Origin of the sequence: Streptomyces sp. NPDC057253 (assembly GCF_042669125.1) — a bacterium.
GTDB lineage: Bacteria > Actinomycetota > Actinomycetes > Streptomycetales > Streptomycetaceae > Streptomyces.
Genome location: NZ_JBHUXV010000115.1, coordinates 1 through 18,965, shown reverse-complemented (window position 1 = coordinate 18,965; position 18,965 = coordinate 1). Strand labels below are relative to the sequence as shown.

Sequence of the window (18,965 nt, the reverse complement as noted above, 5' to 3'; positions counted from 1 at the left end):
TGTCTGGAGGGGAAGTTACGGAGCGCGAGGCGTGGTCCGCGTCCCGCCAGGGAGCTCTTCCGCGCCGTAGCTCTCAGGTATTACGGGTATCACCGGGAGGACGTCACCAAGCCAGCTGCGCGATCTCCTCCGCCACCACCGCGCACGCGTCCGCCGCCGGGTCGATCAAGGGGAAGTGGCCGACCTCCTCCAGGAGCGTCAGGCCCACCACCTCGCCCGCCTTGGCCGCCGCGTCCGCGTACGCCTCGGCGACCGCCTGCGGTACGACCGTGTCGGCCCGCCCCTGGACCAGGGTCGTCGCGATACCGGTCGGCAGCAGGAGCGCGGGGTCGGCGTACGGCACCCGCTCGGTGAACCCCTCCTCCCCGCCCAGGAGTTGACGGCACGCCCCGCCGCACACGTCCAGCTTGTCGGCGACCGTGAAGTCGGCGATCGGGGCCAGGGCGACGACCCCGCGCAGCGGGGCCGGGCGGTCGGTGCGCCAAGCGGCGTCGGCCGGCAGGACGTGTCGCGCCGCGGCCCACAGCGCGAGGTGGCCGCCCGCGGAGTGCCCGGTGACCACCATGCGGCGCGGGTCGGCCTGCGGGAGCGCTTCCCGTACGAGCGCCGGAAGCGCGTCCAGCGCGGCGGCCACGTCGTCGAAGGTCTCGGGCCACCGCCCGGCGACAGGACCGGACTGCCCCGCTCCGCGCTGTGCCGGCAGGGCAGCCCCACCCCGCCGGTACTCCACATTGGCCACCGCGAACCCCCGCCGGGCCAGGAAGTCCGCGAACGGCGTCACATGCCGCCGGTCGTACGGTGCCCGCCACGCCCCGCCGTGCAGGACGACGACCAGGGGCACCAGTCCGCCCCCCGGCGCCACGGCCTCGCGCGGGGCGTAGAAGTCGATCACCTGGTCGGGGTCGTCCCCGTACGCCAGGGTGACGTCGGGGTCGACCGCCGGGTGCGAGAAGGCCGACTCCTCCTCGGCCGCGGCACGGGCTTCCGCGGCGGCACGGCCTGCGGCGTCGTCCGGCATGCTCCAACCTCTCAGCGACGAAACGGTTCTGACGGACCGTGAAGCATCCCGGAAGGAAATTCGGCCGTTGGCCGGGACGGTATCAGGCCGATGACGTGCGCGGACATGGGGATGTCACGCTGGGTGAGGATTTAACGGTTCAGCACCCCCGCCAGCACCCCCGCCGCCCGCTCCACGTCCGCGAACCCGACGTACAACGGCGTGAAACCGAACCGCAGCACGTCAGGGTGGCGGAAGTCGCCCACCACACCCTGCTCGACGAGCCGCTTCATCACCTCGCCGGCGTCGTCGCAGCGCAACGCGACCTGGCTGCCGCGCTCCGCGTGGGCCACGGGGGTCACGCACTCGACGCGCCCCTCGTCGACGTAGGACGAGACGCACTCCAGGAAGAAGTCCGTCAGGGCGAGGGACTTGGCGCGCACCGCCTCGACCGACACCCCGTCCCAGACCTCCAGGGCCGCCTCCAGGGCGAGCATGGAGAGGATGTCGGGTGTGCCGACGCGGCCGCGCAGCGCGCCCGGCGCCGGTTCGTAGGACGGCCGCATCCCGAAGGGCTCCACATGGGAGTTCCACCCGGGCAGCGGGGAGTCGAAGCGGTCCTGGTGCTCGCGCCGCACATAGAGGTACGCCGGTGAACCCGGGCCGCCGTTCAGGTACTTGTAGGTGCAGCCGACCGCGAGGTCGACCCCGTGCGCGTCGAGCCCGACCGGCAGGGCGCCCGCGCTGTGGCACAGGTCCCAGACGGAGATCGCGCCCACCTCGTGCACGGCGGCGGTCAGCCCCGGCAGGTCGTGCAGGCGCCCGCTGCGGTAGTCGACGTGGTTGAGCAGGACGGCGGCCGTACGGCCGCTCAGCACGCCCGGCACCTCCGCCGGGGTCACCGCACGCAGCGTGCAGCCGGTCATCCGGGCCGCGGACTCGGCGATGTACCCGTCCGTGGGGAAGGTGGTCGCGTCCACGACCACCTCGTCACGACCGGCGGCCGGCCCGCCCGCGAGCCGCACGGCACCGACAAGTGCCTTGAACACGTTGACACTTGTCGAGTCGCCGACCACGATCTGCCCGGCCGCCGCCCCCACCAGCGGAGCGACGCGGTCACCGATCCGCTCGGGCGCGGTCCACCAGCCGCTCTCGTCCCAGGACCGGATCCGCAAGGACCCCCACTGACGTCGTACGACATCCTCGACGCGCCCCGGGACGGCGGCCGGGAGCGCGCCCAGCGAGTTGCCGTCCAGGTACACCGCGTCGTCGAGCACGAACCGGGAGCGGACGTGGGCGAGTTCGTCGGCGGCGTCCAACTTCTCCGCCCGCAGGGCCAGTTCAGACATGGGACCGCGCCGTCCACAGCTCGGGGAAGACGTTCTTCCGGGCGCGCTTCTCCAGCCAGGCCACCCCGGCGGAGCCGCCGGTGCCGGCCTTGGAGCCCATCGCGCGGCGGGTGGCGACGAGATGGTCGTTGCGCCAGCGCCACACCAGTTCGGCGACATCGGTCAACGCCTCGCCGAGGCGGGCCAGTTCGTCGTTCTCGGGGCCGGAGTAGAGGGCCGTCCAGACGGCCTCGACCTCCTCCGACGGCTCGTAGCGGAGCGAGACGTCCCGGTCGAGCACCGCCTCCGGGATCGCGTGCCCGCGCCGCGCGAGCAGCCGCAGCACCTCGTCGTACAGGCTCGGCTCGTGCAAGGCCTTCTCCAGCTCCGCGTGGACGCGGGGCGCGCCCCGGTGCGGCACCAGCATGGAGGCGGACTTGTCGCCGAGCAGGAACTCCATGCGCCGGTACATCGCCGACTGGAAGCCGGAGCCCTCGCCGAGGGCCGAGCGGTAGGAGTTGAACTGCGCGGGGGTCAGCTGGCCGAGCGGCTTCCAGGAGGCGGTCAGCGCCTCCAGCTCACGGACGGACCGCTTCAGCGCGGCGACGGCGGTGGGCACGTCGTCGGAGCGCAGCGCACCGGCCGCGGTCTCCCACTCGTGCACGATGACGGTGAACCACAGCTCCATGACCTGGGTCGTGACCAGGAACACCATCTCTCCGGGATCGTCGGAGAGGGTGTGCTGGAGGTGGGTGAGCACGTCCGCCTTGACGTAGTCCTCGTACGGCGTCGTGCCTTGGAAGTCGAGATGCGGGGTCTCGGGCTCCTGCGATTCCTGAGCCTCATGGGACGACATCGCTGTCTCCTGTTATTACTCCGGGTAGCGGTCCGCCCTGCCGTTACCGACACGGGGCCCCGGTCCCCGCCGGGCATCCTCTTCCATCGTCCGCGCAAAAGGCAAGGCCCGCCTGATCACACAGGCGGGCCCGGAGAACGTACGGGGGATCAGCCCAGCGTCTGGGCCGCCGTCGGCGAGGAGTCCTTGAGGAACTGGGAGCAGCGCTCGTACTCCTCCTGCTCGCCGATGGATCCCGCGGCGCGGGCCAGGGCGTGCAGGGCGCGCAGGAAACCGCGGTTCGGCTCGTGCTCCCACGGGACGGGCCCGTGGCCCTTCCAGCCGTTGCGGCGCAGTGCGTCCAGGCCGCGGTGGTAGCCCGTACGGGCATAGGCGTACGACTCCACGACGCTGCCCCGCTCGAACGCCTCGTCGGCGAGCTGGGCCCAGGCGAGGGAGGAGGTGGGGTACTTCGCGGCGACATCCGCCGGCGCGGTGCCGTTCGCCAGGAGCTCTCGGGGCTCCGGGTCGTCGGGGAGGTGGGTCGGGGGCGGGCCCCCGAGGAGGTTCTCGTGAATCGACATGGGTCCAGTTTCCCTCGCGCCGAGCGGAGACAGGTCGTCGGGAGGCTGCGGGTGCGTCGTGGCTGGTCGCGCCCCGCGGCGGAGCCGCTGATGTCACAGCCCCGCGCCCCTGAGTGGGTGCAGTCAGGGCCTGCCCAGCTGTGCCCACCCGCTTTAGGGGCGCGGGGAACTGCGCGACCAGCCCCACCGGCCCGCAGACGCACTACGACAGCTGCTTCCGTACTCTCTCCCCCTCCAGCGGCGGTGCCACCACAGCCCCGTGGGTCCGACACTCCGGCTTTCGGCACCCCGGCGGCAGCGACCTCACCGTCGTGAAAGCCACCACCGCTCCCACCACCAACACCCCCGCACACACCACCATCGCCCGCCCGAACGCACTGTCGAACGCCGTAGGCGACCGGTACGCCTCCTCCCCCATCCCCGCGACCAGCGGCAACGCCGCCACCGCGATCAGCCCCGCCGCCCGGGCCGCCGCGTTGTTGATGCCGCTCGCGAGGCCCGCCCGCGAGGCGTCCACCGACCCCAGCACGGTCGCCGTCAGCGGGGCGACCAGGGTGACCATGCCGGCGCCGAGGACCAGGAGGGCCGGGACCACGTCCAGGAGGTACGACGCGTCCGGGCCGACCCTCAGCATCAGCAGCATCCCCGCCGCGCACAGCAGCGGGCCGACCGTGAGCGGGATGCGCGGCCCGATCCGGTCGGCCAGGGCACCCGAGCGCGCCGAGAACAGCAGCATCAGCGCGGTCGTCGGCAGCAGCGCCGTACCCGCCGCGAGGGCCGACCAGCCGACCACCACCTGGAGCTGGAGGGCGGCCAGGAAGAAGAACCCGCCGAAGGCCGCGTACACGCACAGCGTGACCAGGTTGACCGCGGTGAACTGCCGGGACGCGAAGATCTCCAGCGGCATCATCGGGTCGGGCCGCCGCTTCTCGACGGACACGAAGGCCACCCCGGCGGCCACCCCCGCGACCGCCGTGACGGCGACCACCAGGGAGCCGGAACGGGCCTCGATCAGCGCGTACGTCACCAGGGCGAGCGCCAGCGCGCCGAGGACCGCGCCGAGCACGTCGAAACGCGTGTGCGTACGGCCGTCCCCCGACTCCGGGACATGCCGTACCGCGATCGGCGCGCACACCAGGGCCAGCGGGACGTTGAGCAGGAAGACCCAGCGCCAGCCCGGCCCGTCCACCAGCCAGCCGCCCACGAAGGGGCCCACGGCCGCCCCGATGCCGCCGAACCCGGACCACAGGCCCACCGCCCGGCCCCGGTCGTCGGGATGGAAGGAGGCCTGGATCAGCGCGAGCGAGCCGGGCGTGAGCAGCGCGCCGCCGACGCCCTGGAGGGCACGGGCGGCGACGAGGACACCGGCGTTCGGGGCGAGGCCGCACAGCAGCGAGGCGGCCGCGAACCACACGACCCCCACCACGAACACCTTGCGGCGGCCGTACCGGTCCCCGAGGGAACCGCCGAGCAGGATCAGCCCGGCCAGCGTGAGCATGTACGCGTTGACCGTCCACTGGAGGGCGGCGAGGTCGGCGTCCAGGTCGCGGCCGATGCGCGGCAGGGCGACGTTGACGACGGTCGAGTCCAGCATCGCCATGCTGGAGCCGAGGACGGTGGTGAGCAGGATCCACTTGCCTTGCGGCGAGGCCAGCCGGACATCGGGCATGACCCAGATATACAGCGAGCCCGGTGCCGTAGCACCGGGCTCGTCGCAAACAGGGGGCCTACTTGATCCGCGTGCCCGCCGAGCGCAGGTTCTGCGTGGCCTCGACGACCCGGGCGGCCATCGACGCCTCGGCCAGCTTGCCCCAGGTGCGCGGGTCGTAGGTCTTCTTGGAGCCGACCTCGCCGTCGACCTTCAGGACGCCGTCGTAGTTGCGGAACATGTGGTCGGCGACCGGACGCGTGAAGGCGTACTGCGTGTCGGTGTCGATGTTCATCTTGACCACGCCGTTCTCCAGGGCGGTGCGGATCTCCTCCTCCGTGGAGCCGGAGCCGCCGTGGAAGACGAAGTCGAAGGGCTGGGAGCCGGCCGGCTTGCCGAACTTGGCGGCCACGCCGTCGTTCAGCTCCTTCAGCAGGTCGGGGCGGAGCACGACGTTGCCCGGCTTGTACACACCGTGGACGTTGCCGAACGAGGCGGCCAGCAGGTAGCGCCCCTTCTCACCGAGGCCGAGCGCCTCCGCCGTACGGATCGCGTCGTCGACGGTGGTGTACAGCGAGTCGTTGATCTCGTGCGAGACGCCGTCCTCCTCGCCGCCGGTCGGGGTGATCTCGACCTCAAGGATGATCTTGGCGGCGCGGGCGCGCTCCAGGAGCTCCTGGGCGATGGCGAGGTTGTCGGCGAGGGTCTCCGCCGAGCCGTCCCACATGTGCGACTGGAACAGCGGGTTGCCGCCGGCCTTCACGCGCTCCTCGGACACGGCGAGCAGCGGGCGTACGTACCCGTCGAGCTTGTCCTTGGGGCAGTGGTCGGTGTGCAGCGCGACGGTGACCGGGTACTTCTCGGCGACGATGTGCGCGAACTCGGCGAGGGCCACGGCACCCGTGACCATCTCCTTCTTGTACTGGCCGCCCAGGAACTCGGCACCACCGGTCGAGATCTGGATGATGCCGTCGCTCTCGGCCTCCGCGAAGCCGCGCAGCGCAGCGTGCAGGGTCTGGGTCGAGGTCACGTTGATGGCCGGGTAGGCGAACTTGCCTGCCTTCGCCCGGTCGAGCATCTCGTTGTAGACCTCGGGGGTTGCGATCGGCATGTGTCCGCTCCTTGTATCTGCGGGTTGGCGTACTGCGTACTTACGGCCCTGACCTAGACCTTGTGTGGGGGTTCGACGTCATCGTCGGCCCCATCTTTCCAGACTCGCCCGGATGCTTCGCCCGAGCCGTCTCAGCCTGTGGATAACTCAGTCGAGACCCAGCTCGTCCTTGGCGAACGCGAAGCGGTACGGCACCCCCGCGCCCTCCTCGATCTTCTCGGCCGCGCCGGTCGCCCGGTCCACGATCGTGGCGACCGCGACGACCTCCGCGCCCGCCTCGCGCACCGCCTCGACCGCGGTCAGCGGGGAGCCGCCGGTGGTGGAGGTGTCCTCGACCACCAGCACCCGGCGGCCGGCGATGTCGGGGCCCTCCACCCGGCGCTGCATGCCGTGCGCCTTCGCGGCCTTGCGGACCACGAAGGCGTCCAGGCGCTGCCCGCGCGCGTGGGCCGCGTGCAGCATGGCGCCGGCGACCGGGTCGGCGCCCATGGTCAGGCCACCCACCGCGTCGAACTCCAGGTCCGCGGTCAGGTCCAGGAGCACCTGCCCGACCAGCGGGGCCGCCTCCCCGTCCAGGGTGACGCGGCGCAGGTCGACGTAGTAGTCGGCCTCCAGACCCGACGACAGGGTCACCTTGCCGTGCACCACGGCCTTGTCCTTGATCTGCTGCAGCAGCTCGCCGCGTACGTCCGTCATGCCTGTCAGCTTAGAGGCGCCGCCAGGTCCAGGTCGTCGAGGCCTCCAGCGGCTCCAGGGGCGTGACCAGGCGCGGGGCCGTGTTCAGGCCGTTGGGGGGACCGGTCTGCGGTTCCACGCAGACGGCGGCCTCCTGCTCGTCGTAGACCACGACCCATTCCTCGCGGCTGGTGACCTTCAGCTCCAGCCGTCCGGGCCAGGTGAGGGTGACGTCCACGCCGTCGGGCATGCCGAAGCAGTCGTCCCAGGGGCCCGGCTTCGGGTCGACGCGGTTGCCGGTGGGCAGGTGGTCCTCGCCGCGCTCCTCCTGCCAGGCGGGGGTGAAGTCGAGCTGTACGGCCGCGCCGTCCAGGGTGCGGTTGAACCAGGGGTGCCAGCCGATCTGGGCCGGGAAGGAGGAGTCGTACGTCTCGACGGACATGGTGAGCGTCAGGGCGTCCGGGGTGAGCGCCACGATCTGGGTGACCCGGCCGGGCCAGGGCCAGGGGTCGACGAGGTCGTACGTCAGCACCGCCTCGTCGGCGCTGCTGCGGGCGACGGTCCAGGCGCCGTCGCGGGCGGTGCCGTGGATGGCGTGCGGTGGGGAGTTGAGCGGCAGCTGGTGGATGGTGGCGCCGTCGCGGAAGCGGCCGTCCCTGGTGCGGCCGCACCAGGGGACCATCGGGAAACAGCCGAAGCGCTCGCCCTGCCGCAGCAGTTCGACGCCTCCAACCCGAAGTCCCCCGACCCGTCCGCCGTTTGCCGGCTGCAAGGTCACTTCCGCATCGCCCGCGGTCAGCGTGATGTCTTCATGGCTCACGGGACGACAGTACTCAACGCCGTTTCCTCAGCACCCGGGTCACCACGATCGCGGACGCCAGCGCGACGGCCGCCGCCGGGGCCGCCCAGCGCAGGGGCACGCCGGCGGCCACGGTCTGGGGGGCCGGGACGGGGGCGTAGCGGCCCCGCGGGGGCGCGTGGTCGACCTCCTCCGCGCTGCGGCCGATCATCGTGCGGCGGGCGTGGGCGGCCTCGGCCGGGGGGTTCACGGGTTCGGTGAAGTCGTCGACGGGGGCGGGCTCGGGGGTCTCGGGGGTCTCCTCGGTCTCGGAGGGCTCCTCGACGGCCTCGGGGGTCTCCACGGCCTCAGGCGTCTCCGCGGCTTCGGAGGTCCCGGCCTCAGGCGTCTCCACGGCCACCTCGGAAGCCTCCGCCTCCGCCGGCTCCTCCGTCTCGCCCAACCCCTCCGCGAAACGGTTCAGCAGACGTACGGCCGCGGAGCCCACCGCGTCCTGCGGGAGTTCCGTGACGCGGCCGTCCGCCGTGGCCGTGCCCTCGAAGGCCAGGGTCGTGCCGTCGTCCGCGGCGCGCAGGCGCAGGGTGAGGGAGAGCTTGACCGAGCCGGTGCCGCGGGTCTCGGTGGCCTCGCCCTCGGCGGCGTAGGAACCGTCCTCGCGGCCGGTGACGTGGACCGCTCCCCGGTAGGTGATGGAGTGGCTGCCGATCCGCACCTTCAGGCGCCCGGCGACGGGCTCCGCGCCGGCGTCCTGCTGGAGCCCGGGAACCGCCCGGGCCACCCTGGCGGGGTCCTCCAGGGCCTCCCTCAGCCGCTCGACCGGAACCGGAACGTACACCTCATGCTCCATGCCTGCGAGCCTACCTACGGGGGACCCCCACAGCACTCCTGTTGCCCGAAAGTAACCGCGGGTCGGCCCCTCAACGGCCCCGCAACGGCCCGGAACGACTCAGTACCGCGGATGCACCAGCGTGGAAGCCGGCAGCCCCCCGACCCGCGTCGCCTCCGCCGCCCGCCCCGCCTCCCGCAGCGTCCGCTCCGTCAGGCGCGAGCCCGGCGCCCCGGGGCCGAGGAGCAGCGGCAGGCGAGTGTGCGGGGACGCCAGGACGAAGCCCCAGTCGTCCGGGCTCCCCGACGCGCGGGCCGTGCGGTCGGGGCCCGCGGGAAAACCCGTGGCGCGGCCGGTGACGCGGTAGGGCGTGGTGTGCAGGCCCGCCGCACGTAGCGTGGCCACCACGGTCCAGAAGACCCGAGGGCGGGCGGCGACGGGCCCGGTGTGCACGACGAGACGGCCGTCGGGGGTCAGCACGCGGCGGACCAGGCCGTAGAACTCCTGCGAGTACAGCTTGGTGCTCGCGGTGACGCCGGGGTCGGGCAGATCGGCGATCACCACGTCGTACGACGGCACCGGGAGCCCCGTCCGCAGCCGGCGGAAGGCGTCGGCGACGGTCACGTGCACGCGCGCGTCGCCGTACACATGGCCGTTGAGACGGGAGAGCGCCGGGTCGCCGCGGGCCAGGTCCACCACCGCGGGGTCGAGCTCGACGACGTCGACCCGCCGGACGCCCGGATACCTGAGCACCTCGCGGGCGGCGAGGCCGTCCCCGCCCCCGAGGACGAGCACGCGCGCGTGGGGGCCGTCCATCGCGGGGTGGACCAGGGCCTGGTGATACCGGTCCTCGTCGCGGCCGCTGACCCTGAGCCGGCCGTCGAGGAAGAGGTCGAGGGGGCGGCCGTCGGAGCCGCCGGTCAGGACGACCTCCTGGACGCCGCTCTGGACGGCGACCCGGACGTCCTTGCCGTAGACGGCCTCCCGCGCGGCCCGCTCGAAGTCGTCGACGAGGACGGCGGCGGTGGCGAGGACGCCGAGCACGGCGAGGTTGGCGCCCAGCAGCAGCCAGCGGGCGCGGCGGGTCAGGTCGCGCCGGAACAGGCCGAGGACCAGGGCGCCGCCCGCGACCGCGTTGACCGCGCCGGTGAGCAGCGCACCGGTCAACTGGCCCAGCTGGGGCAGCAGGAGAAAGGGGAAGGCGAGGCCCCCGACCAGCGCGCCGACGTAGTCCGCCGCGAACAGGTCGGCGACCGCGCCGCCCGCGTCCTGGCGGCGGATGCGTTGGATCAGCTCCATCAGCAGGGGGACTTCGGCGCCGATGAGCAGGCCGATGGCGAGGGAGAAGGCGACCAGGAGCCAGCGCGGTCCGCTCGCCCACAGTCCGCCCCAGTCACCGGTCCACGCGAAGACGGCGTACAGGGCCATCGCACTGCACCCGCCGACCAGCGCGAGAAGCGCCTCCAGCGCGCCGAAGGCGGCCGCCGCGAGCCGGCGCAGCCGCTTGGCGGCGAGCGAGCCGATGCCCATCGCGAAGACCATGACGGACAGCACCACGGACGCCTGGGTGACCGAGTCGCCGATCAAGTACGAGGCCAGGGCGACCAGTTCGAGCTCGTACACCAGTCCGCAGGCCGCGCAGACGAAGACGCACGCGAGGACGAGGAACCGCCCGGTCCCCTGCCGGACCGGCAGCCGCGCGGGCCCGGCCCAGGGCGGCGGAGCGCCGGGCGGGGCGGGGGCGTGCGGCTCGATCACGGTGCGACGTTACGTCACGGCCGCAGCACGCTTCGTCACCCACACGTGTGGAACTGAGGGACAACCGGGAAACGGGGGTTTGCTCGGTTCAGCCCGCGGTGCCCACCGGAACGCGCACGCCGACCCGGGTCCGGGTGGCCACCAACTGCCCGTCCTGCGGGTACGCGTGCCAGGTCCGCCAGTGCACCTGCCCCTCGTGCCGCTGGGCCAGCAGCGCCGTGAAGGCGTGCGGGCTGCCCGGGAAGACACCGGCAAGTCCGTTCGGATGGTCGGACACCAGCGCCAGCAACTCCTGTGCCCGTCCCGCGAACTGACCGGGCGACAGCAGCTCCAGCCGCGCGGCGAACTCGTACTCCCAGTCGCCCACCCGCTTGGCCACGCCCAGCGGCAAGGGCGTACTGCTGCCGGCGATACACGCCACCGTCTCCGAGCAGGTGCCCCGCTCCTCCTCCAGGAGCACTTGGTGGGACGCGCCGAGAAGTCTCAACTGAAGCTTCGCCCCGGCCAGTTCGAGGTCGAGCGTGGCGAGGGCGGGCAGCGGCTCACGCCCCAGGGCCCAGGCGAGGTCGGCCGCGCGCGTGTCGGTGTACGAGGTGTTCAGGGTCGTGAGCATGGGTCGGCTCCGCTAGCACGCAAAGAAAGGGTGGTGTGGGGTTCCGGCACACCCGGGCGACTGTGGGGGGATCGGCCCGGTCAGCCCAGTCGGGAGGTCAGGACGTGTCCGTAGGACGTCCGAGGGGCTGCGTTGGTGATTTAGAGGGAATCATGAACAGTGGCGCCGCCACAGCGTTTTTACCCAACTTCGTGGGGTTTCCATCCCTCCGTGGGCTCCACAGCTCAACTGTTCAACCACGGCGTGCGCCACGGCGGCCGGAGCGTACGCCGGAGCACGGGTGCACCGGAGTGAAAGTGCGACAAGCGGGGGCGTGGATCCCGACCCAGGTCCGGACCCACGCCCCCGCGCTCCCCCGTCCGCGGATGCGGTTCCCCCTGACGGAGCTCAGCTGCCCCGTGTCAGCTGCCTCCCCCGCATCCGCCCCCGCCGCCGCAGGACGACCCGCCACCACAGGACGACCCACCGCCGCAGGAGTGCCCACCACCGCAGGAGTGCCCGCCGTGGCCGCCGCCCCCGTGGTGCCCACCGCCCCCGGAGTGCCCGCCGCTCCCGGAGTCGGACCCGCCTCCGCCGCCGCCGACCCACCAGCTGTTGCTGCCCGCGGCGCCGCCACCACCGGCCGCCCGCACCCGCCGGCGCGTCGAACCGTTCCGGAACACGACGGCCGCCACACCCACCAGGAACACGACCACGAAGACCAACAGGATGATGCCGATGACCATGGCTCACCCTCCTTCCGTTACCCCCCGAGACGGCCCCCCGTGGGCGCCTCGCCGGTTGCGTGAGCTGGAGATGCCCTTCCGTCTCACGGGCCAAAGCAGAGTTGAGGAACTCCAGAGCTTGGGCACAGGATGACCGGCATGACCTCCAGCGCACGCCCCCTGCTGAACCGCCGTCTCGCCGAGTTCGGGACGACGATCTTCGCCGAGATGTCCGCCCTCGCTCTCAGCACCGGCTCGATCAACCTGGGCCAGGGCTTCCCCGACACGGACGGCCCCGAAGAGGTCAGGGAGGCGGCCGTGCGGGCGCTGCGCGACGGGCGCGGCAACCAGTACCCGCCGGGCCCGGGCGTCCCGGAGCTGCGCACGGCAGTCGCCGCGCACCAGGAGCGCCGTTACGGCCTGACCTTCGACCCCGACACCGAGGTCCTGGTCACCGCCGGCGCCACGGAGGCCATCGCGGCGGCCCTGCTGGCCCTGGTCGAGCCCGGCGACGAGGTGGTCGCCCTGGAGCCGTACTACGACTCCTACGCGGCCTGCATCGCGATGGCGGGCGGCACGCGCGTGCCGGTCACCCTGCGGCCGGACGTCGACGGCGGCGCGCGCTTCCGCCTCGACCTCGACGAGCTGCGCGCCGCCGTCACCGACCGGACCCGTCTCCTGCTGATCAACACCCCGCACAACCCCACCGGCACGGTCCTCACCCGCGAGGAGCTGACGGCGATCGCCGAACTGGCCGTGGAGCGGGATCTGCTGGTGGTCACGGACGAGGTCTACGAGCACCTGGTCTTCGACGACGCCGAGCACCTCCCCCTCGCGACCTTCCCGGGGATGCGCGAGCGCACGGTGACGATCGGCTCCGCGGGCAAGACGTTCTCCTTCACCGGCTGGAAGGTCGGCTGGATCACGGCGGCCCCCGGACTGGTCTCCGCGGTCCGCTCGGCGAAGCAGTTCCTGACGTACGTCTCCTCCGGGCCGTTCCAGTACGCGGTGGCCGAAGCGCTCGCCCTCCCGGACAGCTACTTCACGGCCTTCCGCGAGGACATGCGGGCCAAGCGGGACCTGCTGGCGGGGGGCCTGGCCGAGGCCGGTTTCGAGGTCTTCAGGACGGCCGGCACCTACTTCATCACCACCGACATCCGCCCCCTGGGCGAGAGCGACGGCTTCGCCTTCTGCCGCGCCCTGCCGGAGCGCGCGGGCGTGGTCGCCATCCCGAACGCCGTCTTCTACGACCACCGGGAGGCGGGCGCACCCTTCGTACGGTTCGCGTTCTGCAAGCGCACGACGGTCCTTGAGGAGGCCGTACAGCGGTTGAAGGCCCTGGCGGGCTGAGCGGACACGGCGCCGGCGTCCGCCCGACCGTCGGCTCCCGGTACGGCGACACCACCATCGGCAGCACGTGATGCTCGCTTATGACTGACTTCTTCTGCAATGTGCTGATGTGACCCACGCCAGCACGCTCGCACCGCCCAGCGTCACACGGCCCGGCACCCGGGGCCGTACCGCTCATCCCCTGGTGACCGCGCTCGGGCTGTTCGCCGTCGCGCGGGTCGGCGGTCTCGGTGTGCTCGCGGTGACCGCCTGGGCCACCGGGCACGGCCCGCTCACGCTGCTCGGGCGGTCCTGGGACTCCCGGTGGTACCTGGGGATCGCCGCGCACGGCTATGTCCGCACCCTGCACATCCGGCCGGGTGTCGTCTTCAGCGATCTGGCGTTCTTCCCGCTCTACCCGGGGCTGGTCCGGGCGGTGACCGCGCTGACCCCGCTCAGCGGGGGCGCGGCCGGCCTGCTGGTGTCGTGGACCGCCGCCGCGGTGGCCGCCGCCGGCATCCACGCCCTCGCCCTGCGCCTGTACGGACGCGCGGTGGCGACCGCCCTGGTCCTGCTGTGGGGCCTGCTGCCGCACTCGGTCGTCCTGTGTCTGGCGTACACCGAACCGGTCCTGACGGCCCTCGCCGCGTGGTCGCTGTACGCCCTGCTCACCGGCCGCTGGGTGTGGGCGGGGGCGCTGGCCGCGCTGGCGGGCCTGGCCCGGCCCAATGGGGTCGCGGCCGCGGCGGCGGTCCTCGCGACGGCGTCGTACGAGATCGTGCGGTGTGTTCGAGCGAGGCGAAAAGTTACCCACAGGCTGTGGACGGGCGTCGCGCTCGCCCCGCTGGGCTGGCTCGGGTACGTGCTGTGGGTGGGCCGGCGCGAGGGCGACCTGCTCGGCGGCTACTTCGCGGTGCAGCGCCGCTGGGGCTCCAGCTTCGACCTGGGCCGGGGCTCGCTGCACTTCGTACGGCACCTGGTGCTCGGCAGCGACCGGCTGGTCTTCCCGATGGCCCTGCTCCTGGTCGCCGCCGCCGTACTCCTGTACGCCCTGCTGCTCGCCGACCGCGCCCCGCTGCCGCTGCTGGTCTACAGCGGGGTCCTGCTGCTGGTCGCGCTCGGCGGTTCGGGGTTCTTCGCGTCCAAGCCCCGCTTCCTGCTCCCCGCCTTCCCGCTGCTGCTGCCGCTCGCGCGGGCGCTGGTGCGGACGGCGAGAGCCCGGCCCTGGCACGCGGCCGTGGTGACCGGTGCCCTGGCCGGGCTCTCGTTCGGCTACGGCGCGTACCTGGTCGTGCTCGCCGGTACGCCCCTGTAGCGAGACATCCGAAACATCCCGGGAAACGACTACTCGTCGCCCTCGGGCTTCTCCGCGTCGTTGACGTCCTCCTCCAGACCGAGCTGTTCGACGAGCCACTTGTCGAACTCGATGGCGGCGCGCACCCAGCTGACCGTGGAGGACACGAAGTGCTCCAGGGCGACGCCGGTGCCGATCAGCATCTGCGCCTCGCCGATCAGCCGGACGGTGCCGTCGTCATGGGTGTGGCTGTAGACCTTGGGCCACAGGGTGCGGCGGTTCCAGTCGTCGATCGACTCCAGCAGCAGCGGCTTCTCGTCGATCTTGTGGGGCCGGTCGTAGAACGTCCGCACCGAGAAGACCTGCTGGTCGGCCTCGCCGCGGAACATGAAATACGTACGGAACTGCTCCCACGGCGCCGCGAGGTCACCCTCGTCGTCGACGACATACTTCAGCTCCATCTGGTCGAGGAGCTGCTTCACGAGATCCTGATCCGGGACGACGGGGCCCGCCGGTCCTTGGGGCTGCGGCTCGGGCTGGCCCCCGAAGTTCGGAATCGAGGACGGGTCGATGGTCACCGTGAATTTCCCTTCGTACGGATTCCGCCATCCTCCCCCATGCGGGGAGGGGGGTGGCAAGCCCGGACGGACCCTGTCCTCCCAGGGCTGACATGATCCGGACAGCTCCGGTAGAACGGGGTCCGACCGTTGGGGGAACACATGACACAGACGCAGACCGAAATCGTGCCGGAACAGGACGTGCCGGGCAGGACCAGATGGGGGGTCTTCCTCGCGATCCTCGCCGTGCCGACGCTGGTGGTGGCGGCCCTGCTCGCGCTGCTGATCGCCTGGCTGTTCACGGACGACTCGGTCGCCGCCGACGTCAAGGAGACCTCCTGCGCCGAGGCCCTGGCCTTCGGCGGGGCGAAGCTGCCGGAGGGGGCGAAGGACGCCCGGTGCGCGCTCGAGGCCGGCCCCGCACCCAGCTACACGGCCCGTTTCCGGATGCCGCGCGCCGAGATCGACGCCTGGGTGGCGGCCGGCTTCCCCGAGGGGCCGGAGCTGCGGACCACGCAGTGCGGCGACGCCCGGGTCGACGCGTGCCTGAGCGCGGACCGGGTCGCGGGGCGGCGGGTCTCCGTACAGATCGAGATCACCCACGACAGCCGCAGGTGGTCCGAGGTGCGGTACAAGGCGTTCACCCCGTGAGACACGGCGGGGGCCCCACGGGAAGGGGCCCCCGGATCGCTCAGAGTGTCTTGCCGGTGGCCGGACCCACGATCAGGCCGTCCCCGAACGCGTCCACCCGGACCGTGTCGCCGTCCTTGACCTCGCCGGACAGGATCTCCTTGGCGAGGCGGTCGCCGATCGCGGTCTGGACGAGCCGGCGCAGCGGCCGGGCGCCGTACGCCGGGTCGTTGCCCTCGTCGGCGAGCCAGGCCAGGGCCTCGTCGGTGACCTCCAGGGTGAGCCGCCGCTCGGCCAGCCGCTTGGCGAGCCGGTCGATCTGGAGCCGCGCGATCCGCCCGAGCTCGTCCTTGGTCAGCGCCGAGAAGACGACCAGGTCGTCGAGCCGGTTGAGGAACTCCGGCTTGAAGGAGGCCCGCACGACCTCCAGGACCTGCTCCTTCTTCTCCGCCTCGCTGGTGATCGGGTCGACGAGGAACTGGCTGCCCAGGTTGGACGTCAGCACCAGGATCGCGTTGCGGAAGTCGACCGTACGGCCCTGACCGTCCGTCAGCCGCCCGTCGTCCAGCACCTGGAGCAGCACGTCGAAGACCTCGGGGTGCGCCTTCTCCACCTCGTCCAACAGCACCACGCTGTACGGCCGCCTGCGCACGGCCTCCGTCAACTGGCCGCCCTCCTCGTAGCCGACGTAGCCGGGAGGCGCGCCGACCAGCCGGGCCACGCTGTGCTTCTCGCCGTACTCCGACATGTCGATGCGGACCATCGCCCGCTCGTCGTCGAAGAGGAAGTCGGCGAGCGCCTTGGCGAGTTCGGTCTTGCCGACACCGGTCGGGCCGAGGAAGAGGAAGGAGCCGGTGGGCCGGTCGGGGTCGGCGATGCCGGCGCGGGTGCGCCGTACGGCGTCGGCGACGGCCTGCACGGCCTCGCTCTGGCCGATGAGCCGCTTGCCCAACTCCTCCTCCATGCGCAGGAGTTTCTGGGTCTCGCCCTCCAGGAGGCGGCCGGCCGGGATGCCGGTCCAAGCGGCGACGGTGTCCGCGATGTCGTCGGAGCCGACCTCCTCCTTGACCATGGTGTCCTTGGCGGCCTCCTCCTCGGCCTCCGAGGCGGCCTCCAAGTCCCTTTCCAGGGTGGGGATCTCGCCGTACAGCAGCTTGCTGGCGGTGTCGAAGTCGCCGTCGCGCTGAGCGCGTTCGGCCTGACCGCGCAACTCGTCCAGCTTCTCCTTGAGTTCACCGACGCGGTTGAGGGACTGCTTCTCCTTCTCCCAGCGGGCGGTCAGGCCCCGCAGCTCCTCCTCCTTGTCGGCGAGGTCGCGGCGCAGCCGCTCCAGGCGCTCGCGGGAGGCCGGGTCGGTCTCCTTCTCCAGCGCGAGCTCCTCCATCTTCAACCGGTCGACCCCGCGGTGGAGTTCGTCGATCTCGACAGGCGAGGAGTCGATCTCCATCCGCAGCCGGGAGGCCGCCTCGTCGACGAGGTCGATGGCCTTGTCGGGCAGGAAGCGGGAGGTGATGTACCGGTCGGAGAGGGTCGCGGCGGCGACCAGCGCGCTGTCGGCGATCTGGACCTTGTGGTGGGCCTCGTAGCGGCCCTTGAGCCCGCGCAGGATGGCGATGGTGTCCTCGACGGTGGGCTCGGCGACCAGCACCTGCTGGAAGCGGCGCTCCAGGGCGGGGTCCTTCTCGATCCGCTCCCGGTACTCGTCGAGGGTCGTCGCGCCGACCATGCGCAGCTCACCGCGAGCCAGCATCGGCTTGAGCATGTTGCCGGCGTCCATGGCGGAGTCGCCGCCGGCGCCCGCGCCCACGACGGTGTGCAGCTCGTCGATGAAGGTGATGATCTGCCCGTCGGAGTCCTTGATCTCCGCGAGCACGGTCTTCAGCCGCTCCTCGAACTCACCCCGGTACTTGGCCCCGGCGACCATGGCCCCGAGGTCGAGTGCGACGAGCCGCTTGTCCTTGAGCGACTCGGGCACGTCCCCCTTGACGATCCGCTGGGCAAGGCCCTCGACGACGGCGGTCTTGCCGACGCCGGGCTCGCCGATGAGGACGGGGTTGTTCTTCGTACGGCGGGACAGCACCTGCACGACCCGGCGGATCTCCTGGTCGCGGCCGATGACGGGGTCGAGCTTGCCGTCCCGCGCGGCGGCGGTGAAGTCGGTTCCGAACTTCTCCAGGGCCTTGTACTGGCCCTCGGGATCGGCGGTGGTCACGCGGCGCCCTCCCCGGGCTTTCTGGAAGGCGTCGACCAGCTTCTTCTGGGTGGCGCCCTGCTGGTTCAGCACCTCGGCGGCCGGTCCGCCCTTGGCGGCGATACCGATGAGCAGGTGCTCGGTGGAGAGGAACTCGTCACCGAGGTCCTTGGCACGGGCCTGCGCGTCGGCGATGACGGAGAGCAGGTCGCGGTTGGGCTGCGGGGGCGCGACGGTGGACCCGGTCACGCTGGGCAGCGAGCCGAGCACCTTCTCGGCCCCGGCCCGCACGGCGGCCTGGTCGGCGTCGACGGCGGCCAGCAGATCGACGATGTTCTCGTTGTCCTGCCCCTGGAGCAGAGCGAGGAGCAGGTGGGCGGGGGTGAGGTCCGGGTGTCCCTCGGTCACGGCCCGGTTGCTGGCCGCGTTGATGGCGTCCCGGCTCCGGTTGGTCAGCTCGGCATCCACGTGTCCGTACTCCTCCTCGGTGTCAGCTCCTGCGACTCCTGCACTGACTCAGTCAGCGTACATAAAGTTGAGTCTATTCCACTCAAGGCAGTCCTCGGGAGGAATCGGGGACTAGCGTCCCGGCATGACCTCCTACGCCCAGGATCCGGGTGCCCCGGACCCGTCGTACCTCAGCTTCTGGCGGGAACGGCATCTGTGCACACTGACCACCCCCCGCCCGGACGGCACCCCGCACCTGGTGCCCGTCGGGGTGACATACGACCCGGAGGCCCGTCTGGCTCGGGTGATCGCGAGCCGGACGAGCGCGAAGGTACGGCACGTGCTGGCGGCCGGCGAGGACGGGGCGGCGGTGGCGGTGTGCCAGGTGGCGGGGCCGCGGTGGGCCACGCTGGAGGGCAGGGCGCGGGTCAGCACGGACCCGGAGCGCATCGCGGAGGCGGTGCGGCGCTACGCCGAGCGCTATGAGCGGACCCCGGCACCGAACCCCTTGCGGGTGGTCATCGAGATCTCACTGACGGGCGCGATGGGGCGTTTTTGAGCCAGGGGCCGATCGTCCGATAACCCGAAATGTCGCCCAAAACTGCAGCGGGGGGACCCGGTTAAGGTGACCGGGAAGCC

General features: G+C 72.1%; 18 protein-coding genes. 4 read left to right on the top strand and 14 right to left on the bottom strand.

Annotation, left to right across the window (positions count from 1 at the left end; genetic code table 11):
• Positions 1-103 precede the first annotated feature (103 nt).
• From ACFULQ_RS39280 to ACFULQ_RS39225, 12 genes are all read right to left on the bottom strand, one after another.
• Positions 104-1,018 (bottom strand): alpha/beta hydrolase, encoded by a 915-nt coding sequence (locus tag ACFULQ_RS39280; protein ID WP_383553754.1) that lies wholly within the window; start codon positions 1,016-1,018, stop codon positions 104-106.
• 131 nt (positions 1,019-1,149) lie between these two features.
• Positions 1,150-2,346 carry a kynureninase gene (kynU, locus tag ACFULQ_RS39275; protein WP_383553751.1) on the bottom strand — a complete coding sequence of 399 codons (1,197 nt, stop codon included), beginning with the start codon at positions 2,344-2,346 and terminating at the stop codon, positions 1,150-1,152.
• Positions 2,339-3,181 (bottom strand): tryptophan 2,3-dioxygenase family protein, encoded by an 843-nt coding sequence (locus tag ACFULQ_RS39270; RefSeq protein ID WP_383553748.1) that lies wholly within the window; start codon positions 3,179-3,181, stop codon positions 2,339-2,341. The genes kynU and ACFULQ_RS39270 overlap by 8 nt, the downstream gene beginning before the upstream one ends.
• Positions 3,182-3,330: 149 nt before the next feature.
• On the bottom strand, positions 3,331-3,744 hold the full coding sequence (locus ACFULQ_RS39265) for a DUF3151 domain-containing protein (RefSeq protein ID WP_059194130.1): 414 nt from the start codon (positions 3,742-3,744) through the stop codon (positions 3,331-3,333).
• A gap of 202 nt (positions 3,745-3,946) precedes the next feature.
• Positions 3,947-5,413, bottom strand: a complete 1,467-nt coding sequence (locus ACFULQ_RS39260; RefSeq protein WP_383553746.1) for an MFS transporter — start codon at positions 5,411-5,413, stop codon at positions 3,947-3,949.
• A gap of 58 nt (positions 5,414-5,471) precedes the next feature.
• Positions 5,472-6,503: a class II fructose-bisphosphate aldolase gene (gene fbaA / locus ACFULQ_RS39255; protein WP_383553743.1), complete on the bottom strand. Its 1,032-nt coding sequence runs from the start codon at positions 6,501-6,503 to the stop codon at positions 5,472-5,474.
• A gap of 147 nt (positions 6,504-6,650) precedes the next feature.
• Positions 6,651-7,199, bottom strand: a complete 549-nt coding sequence (gene pyrE / locus ACFULQ_RS39250; RefSeq protein WP_383553740.1) for an orotate phosphoribosyltransferase — start codon at positions 7,197-7,199, stop codon at positions 6,651-6,653.
• A 10-nt stretch (positions 7,200-7,209) separates the two neighbouring features.
• Positions 7,210-7,998, bottom strand: coding sequence for an aldose 1-epimerase (locus ACFULQ_RS39245; protein WP_383553738.1), 789 nt, complete (start codon positions 7,996-7,998; stop codon positions 7,210-7,212).
• Positions 7,999-8,011: 13 nt separating this feature from the next.
• Complete coding sequence (locus ACFULQ_RS39240; RefSeq protein WP_383553735.1) at positions 8,012-8,824, bottom strand: SRPBCC domain-containing protein; 813 nt, start codon at positions 8,822-8,824, stop codon at positions 8,012-8,014.
• Between the two features lie 99 nt (positions 8,825-8,923).
• Positions 8,924-10,561 (bottom strand): polyamine aminopropyltransferase, encoded by a 1,638-nt coding sequence (locus ACFULQ_RS39235; RefSeq protein WP_383553732.1) that lies wholly within the window; start codon positions 10,559-10,561, stop codon positions 8,924-8,926.
• Positions 10,562-10,649: 88 nt separating this feature from the next.
• Positions 10,650-11,174, bottom strand: coding sequence for a DUF2617 family protein (locus ACFULQ_RS39230; RefSeq protein ID WP_383553729.1), 525 nt, complete (start codon positions 11,172-11,174; stop codon positions 10,650-10,652).
• Positions 11,175-11,575: 401 nt separating this feature from the next.
• Positions 11,576-11,899 (bottom strand): hypothetical protein, encoded by a 324-nt coding sequence (locus ACFULQ_RS39225; protein WP_383553726.1) that lies wholly within the window; start codon positions 11,897-11,899, stop codon positions 11,576-11,578.
• Positions 11,900-12,028: 129 nt separating this feature from the next.
• Between ACFULQ_RS39225 and ACFULQ_RS39220 the strand changes: the two genes are divergently transcribed.
• Both ACFULQ_RS39220 and ACFULQ_RS39215 read left to right on the top strand, forming a co-directional pair.
• Positions 12,029-13,228, top strand: coding sequence for a pyridoxal phosphate-dependent aminotransferase (locus tag ACFULQ_RS39220; protein WP_383553724.1), 1,200 nt, complete (start codon positions 12,029-12,031; stop codon positions 13,226-13,228).
• Between the two features lie 109 nt (positions 13,229-13,337).
• Positions 13,338-14,522: a hypothetical protein gene (locus ACFULQ_RS39215; RefSeq protein ID WP_383553722.1), complete on the top strand. Its 1,185-nt coding sequence runs from the start codon at positions 13,338-13,340 to the stop codon at positions 14,520-14,522.
• Positions 14,523-14,551: 29 nt separating this feature from the next.
• On the opposite strand, the gene ACFULQ_RS39210 is transcribed toward ACFULQ_RS39215, so the two are convergent.
• Positions 14,552-15,079 (bottom strand): YbjN domain-containing protein, encoded by a 528-nt coding sequence (locus tag ACFULQ_RS39210; protein ID WP_383553720.1) that lies wholly within the window; start codon positions 15,077-15,079, stop codon positions 14,552-14,554.
• 141 nt (positions 15,080-15,220) lie between these two features.
• Between ACFULQ_RS39210 and ACFULQ_RS39205 the strand changes: the two genes are divergently transcribed.
• Positions 15,221-15,709 (top strand): hypothetical protein, encoded by a 489-nt coding sequence (locus tag ACFULQ_RS39205; RefSeq protein ID WP_383553717.1) that lies wholly within the window; start codon positions 15,221-15,223, stop codon positions 15,707-15,709.
• A gap of 40 nt (positions 15,710-15,749) precedes the next feature.
• Here the strand turns inward: ACFULQ_RS39205 and clpB are convergent, their stop codons facing one another.
• Complete coding sequence (gene clpB / locus ACFULQ_RS39200; RefSeq protein WP_383553714.1) at positions 15,750-18,347, bottom strand: ATP-dependent chaperone ClpB; 2,598 nt, start codon at positions 18,345-18,347, stop codon at positions 15,750-15,752.
• A gap of 124 nt (positions 18,348-18,471) precedes the next feature.
• Here clpB and ACFULQ_RS39195 point away from each other — a divergent pair, with 124 nt between their 5' ends.
• A complete protein-coding gene (locus ACFULQ_RS39195) occupies positions 18,472-18,885 on the top strand; it encodes a pyridoxamine 5'-phosphate oxidase family protein (RefSeq protein WP_383553712.1) in 414 nt (137 codons plus the stop codon).
• Positions 18,886-18,965: the final 80 nt, after the last annotated feature.

Coding starts and splice junctions, on each gene's coding strand:
- ACFULQ_RS39280 (WP_383553754.1), bottom strand. CDS start 1,018: ATGCCGGACGACGCCGCAGGCCGTGCCGCCGCGGAAGCCCGTGCCGCG.
- kynU (WP_383553751.1), bottom strand. CDS start 2,346: ATGTCTGAACTGGCCCTGCGGGCGGAGAAGTTGGACGCCGCCGACGAA.
- ACFULQ_RS39270 (WP_383553748.1), bottom strand. CDS start 3,181: ATGTCGTCCCATGAGGCTCAGGAATCGCAGGAGCCCGAGACCCCGCAT.
- ACFULQ_RS39265 (WP_059194130.1), bottom strand. CDS start 3,744: ATGTCGATTCACGAGAACCTCCTCGGGGGCCCGCCCCCGACCCACCTC.
- ACFULQ_RS39260 (WP_383553746.1), bottom strand. CDS start 5,413: ATGCCCGATGTCCGGCTGGCCTCGCCGCAAGGCAAGTGGATCCTGCTC.
- fbaA (WP_383553743.1), bottom strand. CDS start 6,503: ATGCCGATCGCAACCCCCGAGGTCTACAACGAGATGCTCGACCGGGCG.
- pyrE (WP_383553740.1), bottom strand. CDS start 7,199: ATGACGGACGTACGCGGCGAGCTGCTGCAGCAGATCAAGGACAAGGCC.
- ACFULQ_RS39240 (WP_383553735.1), bottom strand. CDS start 8,824: ATGGAGCATGAGGTGTACGTTCCGGTTCCGGTCGAGCGGCTGAGGGAG.
- ACFULQ_RS39230 (WP_383553729.1), bottom strand. CDS start 11,174: ATGCTCACGACCCTGAACACCTCGTACACCGACACGCGCGCGGCCGAC.
- ACFULQ_RS39225 (WP_383553726.1), bottom strand. CDS start 11,899: ATGGTCATCGGCATCATCCTGTTGGTCTTCGTGGTCGTGTTCCTGGTG.
- ACFULQ_RS39220 (WP_383553724.1), top strand. CDS start 12,029: ATGACCGGCATGACCTCCAGCGCACGCCCCCTGCTGAACCGCCGTCTC.
- ACFULQ_RS39205 (WP_383553717.1), top strand. CDS start 15,221: ATGACACAGACGCAGACCGAAATCGTGCCGGAACAGGACGTGCCGGGC.
- ACFULQ_RS39195 (WP_383553712.1), top strand. CDS start 18,472: ATGACCTCCTACGCCCAGGATCCGGGTGCCCCGGACCCGTCGTACCTC.